Genomic DNA, 6,043 nt, shown 5'->3' on the forward strand with positions numbered 1-6,043 from the left:
ATTGACGAAGTGGGTCGACAGCCGCTCGATGGTCGAGCGCTCGAACAGGTCGGTGGCATACACCCACGAGGCCAGCACGCCCTCTTCGCTGTCGAACACATCCAAGGTCAGGTCGAACTGGGCGACACCGGTATCCCATTGCAGCCCTTCGACGCTGAAGGCGTGCGCCTGTTGCGCGCCCTGGCCACGGCGCGCGCCGCTCTGGTAGTTGAACAGTGCCTGGAACAGCGGGCTGTGGCTGAGGTTGCGCTCCGGCGCCAGGGCCTCGACCAGTTGCTCGAACGGCAGGTCCTGGTAGGCCTGGGCCTCCAGCGCCGCCTGGCGCACCTGGCCGAGCAGCGCGGCAAAGGTCGCCTGCGGCGCGAACTCGACCTTGAGCACCTGGGTATTGACGAAGAAGCCGATCATGCCTTCGGTGCGAGCATGGTTGCGGTTGGCGATCGGCACACCGACACGGATGTCGGACTGGCCGCTGTAGCGGTGCAGCAACGTCTGGTAAGCCGCCAGCAACAGCATGAACAGCGTCACCCCCTGTTCCCTGGCCAGCGCGCGCAATGCCTGCTGCAGCTCACCGGGCAGGGCCAGCGTCAAACTGGCACCGGCTTGGCTGCGCATCGCCGGACGCGGGTGATCCAGCGGCAGTTCGAGCACAGGCTGCGTGCCGCCCAGGCGTTCGACCCAATAGGTCAGCTGCCGCTCACGCTCACCAGCGTCCATCCACTGGCGCTGCCAGACGGCATAGTCGGCGTACTGGATCGGCAACGGCGCAAGGCTCGGTGCCTGCCCCTGGTCAAAGGCGTCGTACAGGGCCACCAGCTCGTCGACCATGACCTGCATCGACACACCATCGCTGACGATGTGATGCATCACCAGCACCAGCACATGTTCATCGCTGCCCTGGCGCAACAGGCAGGCGCGCAGCAGCGGGCCCTGCCCGAGGTCGAACGGACGTGCGACCTCCTGTTCCACCCGCGACAGCAGCGCGGCATCGCTGGCATCGGCCAGCACCTCCAGCGGCAGCTCGAAGGCGTACGGCGCCTGTATCACCTGCTCGGTACGCCCCTGTGCATGAACGAACACCGTGCGCAGGCTCTCGTGCCGCGCCACCAGGTGTTCGAACGCCCGGCGCAGGGCTTCGACACGCAGCGCGCCACGCAGGCGCAGGGCCACCGGAATATGGTAGGCGGCGCTGTCCGGGGCCAGCTGCCAGAGGAACCACTGGCGCTCCTGGGCATAGGACAATGCCAGCGCCCGCGAGCGATCGGCCAGGCCGATGGCGGGCACCGCTGCGTCGGCAGACTCCGATAGCTGGGCGCAGAATGCCTGCAGGGTGCCATGCTCGAACAAGGTGCGCAGCGCCACCTCGATCTGCAGGGCGTGACGCACCCGGGCGACGACCTGGGTGGCCAGCAACGAGTGACCACCCAGCTCGAAGAAGTGATCGTGCAAGCCCACCTGCGGCAGCTTGAGCACATCGGCCCAGATCGCCGCCACCGTCTGCTCCAGCGCGGTACGCGGTGGCTGGTGATCATGTCGGGACTGACCGGCCTCAGGCTGCGGCAGCGCCTTGCGGTCAAGCTTGCCGTTGGGGGTCAGCGGCATGCTGGCGAGCGACAGGACATGCGCCGGAACCATGTAGTCCGGCAGCACTTCGCGCAGGCTCGCCCTGAGCGCGTCGCACCACGCGGCATCAGCCTGACCTGGCTGCAACGCCACCACATAGCCGACCAACTGCTGGCCGCTCGGGCCTGGCCGGGCGACCACGGCGGCATCGCGCACGCCAGCCTGGGCCAGCAGGCGGGCCTCGACTTCGCCCAGTTCGACGCGGAAGCCGCGGATTTTCACCTGGTTGTCCACTCGCCCCTGGTAGTCGAACACGCCATCGCGGCGCTCGCGTACCAGGTCGCCACTGCGGTACAGGCGCGCGCCTGGCTCGCCGTGCGGATCGGGAACGAAGCGCTCGGCGGTCATGCCCGGCCGGTCCAGGTAGCCACGGGCCAGGCCGTGGCCACCAAGGTACAGCTCACCCTGCAGGCCGGCTGGCAGGACGCTCAGGTCGGCGGCCAGCACATAGGTGCGACGGTCGCCGATACGCGTGCCGATCGGTGCGTAGGCAGCGCCGCAGTCGGTAGCGCGGTCGGCTTTCCAGATCAGCGGGGTCACCACAGTCTCGGTCGGGCCGTAGCCGTTGATGATGTGCTCCGGCGCCAGGGCGGCATGCACGCGCTGGTAGCTGTCACGGGGCACCGCGTCGCCGCCGAAGCAGTAAATGCGCGCCTTCGGCGCCTGGCCATGCAGCTCGACGTGCTCGGCCATCTGCAACAGGTACGCCGGCGGGAACGCCGCCACCGTCACGCCGTGCTCACACATGCGCGCGCAGGTCTGGCCTGGCTCCCAGAGGCTGTCATCACGCACCAGCAGGCGGCTGCCGTGGGTCAACGCGGTGAGCCAGCGCTCATGAGCACCGTCGAAGGCGAACGACATGAAGTGCAGCTCGCAATCGTCCTCGACCATGGCATAGCGCCGGCCGATGGCTTCGCAGTGCATCGCCAGCGGGCCATGCTCGACGCACACCCCCTTGGGCTTGCCGGTGGAACCGGAGGTGTAGATCACATAGGCCAGGCTCTGCGGCTGCACCACTGTTTGCGGCGCATGGGTCGGCTGTGCGGTCAGGTCGAGCTGGTCGAGATTGAGGGCAGCCAACGCCGCCGGCAGCGGCAGTTGCCCGCGCAAGGTCGAGTCGGTGAGCAACAGGGCGATACCGGAGTCCTGCATCAGGTAGGCCAGGCGCTCGGCCGGATAGCTGGCGTCCAGCGGCACATAGGCGCCACCGGCCTTGAGCACCGCGAGCAAGGCGACGATCACCTGCGGCCCACGGGGCAAGGCCACGCCGACACGGATCTCGGCGCCTACGCCTTCAGCGACCAGGCGATGGGCCAGTTGGTTGGCCTGACGCTCCAGGCTGGCGAAGTCCAGCACCTGGTCGCCGAACAGTACCGCGGGAGCCTGAGGCCGGCGCGCGGCCTGGGCGGCGATGCGTTGGTGCACCAGCAAGCCGTCCTGCCATGGCTGCGGCGCGTTGGCCACGGCCAGGGCCTGCTGGGCCTGGCTATCGAGCAGGCTCAGGTTGCCCAACGCCGCGGTGGGCGCCTGGCTGAACTGCTCCATCAGGCCGATCAGTTGCTGGTCCAGGCGGACAATGGCCGCCTCATCGAAATGGGCACGCATGAAGCTATAGTGCAGCTCCAGGGTACCGCCCAGGTTCACGCCCAGGGTCAGCGGGTAGTTGGTCTGCTCGCGACTGTCGACGCTGCCGAAGCGCAGCTCCTGTGGCGCGCCACGCTCCAGGGCCTCGGCCACCGGGTAGTTCTCGAACACCAGCAGGCTGTCGAACAGCGCGTCACCGCCCTGCCCGGCCCAGCGCTGGATATCGAACAAGGGCGTGTGCTCGTGCTCACGCAAGCCAAGGTTGAGCGCCTGCACTGCCTGCAGCCAGTCGGCCACGGACTGGGCCGGCTGTGGCGTGGCGATCACCGGCAGGGTGTTGATGAACAGACCGATCTGCTGCTCGATACCCGGCAGCTCCAGCGGCCGGCCCGCCACGGTGGCGCCGAAGGCCACCGTGGCCTGCCCGCTGTAGCGCTGCAACAGCAGTAGCCAGGCCGCTTGCAGCAGTGTGTTGACAGTGACCTTCTGCTGGCGGGCGAAGGTTTCCAGACGCTGCGTGCGCTCGGCGTCGACCAGCCGCACATGGCTGGCGTACCCGCTGCCAGGCTCGGCCTGCAGGCCCTGGGCCAAACGTGTGGGCGCCTCTAGCTCGGCCAGGCGCTCGCGCCAGAACGCTTCACTGACCGCCGGATCCTGGCGCTGCAACCAGTCGATGTAGTCGCGGTAACGCCCGGCCTGGGCCGGCGCCTGCCCGGCATAACGCTGCAGGACTTCCCCCATCAACTGCGAGTTGCTCCAGCCGTCCATGAGGATGTGATGGTTGGTGTAGATCAGCTCGAAGCGCTGCTCGCCGGTGCGCACCACGGTCATGCGCAGCAACGGCGCCTCACGCAGGTCGAAACCACGAGCGCGCTCGGCCTCGGCCAGGGCGTCCAGGCGTGCGCCAGGCTCGGCCTCGGCATGCCAGTCGAGGTAGTCGAACGGCACCTGGACCTGGCGCTGGACGATCTGCAGCGGCTGGCCGATGTCACCTTCCCAGGCGAAGCGACTGCGCAGGATCGGCTGGGCATCGGCCGACGCCTGCCAGGCCGCGCGGAAACGCTCGACCTGCAAGCCTTCCACGGTCACCCGCATCTGGTTGATATAGTCGCCGTTGCCCTGGCCATACAGGCTATGGAACAGCATGCCCTGCTGCATCGGCGACAACGGATAGACATCCTCGACCGCGCGCGGATCGTCCAGCAACTGGTCGAGGTGCGCCTGATCCAGGCGTGCCAGCGGGAAGTCCGAGGGCGTGACACCGGCATGGCGCAAGTCGCAGCAATGGGCGATGAGCGCCTTCAGCTCGGCGGCATAGTCATCGGCCAAGGCCTGGACCGTGGCCTCATCGAACATCTCGTGGCTGTAGGTCCAACCAATGGCCAGTTCACCACCGTAGACCTGCCCATTGAGCGTCAGCCAGTTGCCCAGCGGCGCCGCCGGGCTCTGCTCCTCGCCGCGCGGCTCGCCGACCGGGACGAACAGCGCACCCTGCTCGGCGTCGAAACTGCCATCGAACTGCCCCAGATAGTTGAAGGTGATACGCGGCACCGGCAAGGCGGCAAGACCGGCCTGCACCGCAGCATCGCCCAGATGGCGGAGCATGCCGTAGCCGATGCCCTTGGAGGGGACGGCACGCAGTTGCTCCTTGACCGCCTTGATCGAGCCCGCCAGGTCCTGCGCAGGCGTGAGGGCCAGCGGGAACAAGGTGGTGAACCAGCCGACGGTGCGAGTCAGGTCGATGTCGTCGAACAGGTCTTCGCGGCCATGCCCTTCAAGTTGGATCAGCACGGTGTGCTGCGCGCTCCAGCGGCCCACCACCCGGGCCAGCGCGGTCAGCAGCAGGTCGTTGACCTGGGTGCGGTAAGCCGCCGGGGCCTGCTGCAGCAACTGCCGGGTGAGCTCGCTGTCCAGCCGCGTATGCAGGCTGCGGGCATGGCGGTTTTGCTGGCCGCCGGCCGGATTGGCGCACGGCAGGTCCTGCGGAGCATCGGCCAGCTGGCCCTGCCACCAGGCCAGCTCGCGCGCCATGGCGTCACTACGGGCGTGCTCCCCCAAACGCTCGGCCCAGGCCTTGTAGGCACTGGTTTTCGCCGGCAGCCGCACAGGCTGCTGCGCATCCAGTTGCGCGCAGGCCTGTTGCAGGTCCTCGAACAGCACGCGCCAGGACACGCCGTCGATGACCAGGTGGTGGATCACCAACAGCAAGCGTTGGCTGCCGTCGCCCATGCCGACCAGCACAGCACGCAGCAGCGGCCCTTCCAGGCTCAGGCTGCGTTGCGCCGCTTCACACAGTGCCAGCAGCGCGTCCTGGTCGGCGGCCTGCCGCTGCCAGAGCAGGTCCTTGGCCTGGCCAGGCTGACCGTGACTGGCCTGCCACTGACCCTGCTCGCGGGTAAAGCGCAGGCGCAACGCATCGTGCTGCACCAGCAGGGCCTGCAAGGCCGCCTCGACGGTCGCCGCCTGCAAGGCCCGAGTGGGACGCAGCAGCACTGACTGGTTCCAGTGGTGCGCCTCGTCGCTCACTTCGCCGAAGAACCACTGCTGTACCGGCAGTAGCGGCATGCCGCCCTGCACCGCCCCCTGGTCGATGCGCTGCGCCGCGCCGCCCTCGCGCGCCACACGGGCCAGGCCCTGCACGGTCTGGTGCTGGAACAGCTCCTTGGGAGTGAAATGTATGCCGGCCTGACGGGCACGGCTGACCACCTGGATGGAAATGATCGAGTCGCCACCCAGCTCGAAGAAGTTGTCGCTCAAGCCGACCCGCTCCAGACGCAGCACATCGGCCCAGACAGCGGCAATGCGCTGTTCCATTTCGCTTTGCGGGGCTACATAG

General features: G+C 68.1%; 1 protein-coding gene. It reads right to left on the reverse strand.

Translation table 11 applies throughout. The annotated features are described in order from the left end of the window. Positions 1-6,043: amino acid adenylation domain-containing protein (locus V7787_RS52065; protein WP_442965384.1), on the reverse strand; the 6,043-nt coding region annotated here is incomplete at both ends.

The organism is Pseudomonas sp. CGJS7 (genome assembly GCF_036961695.1).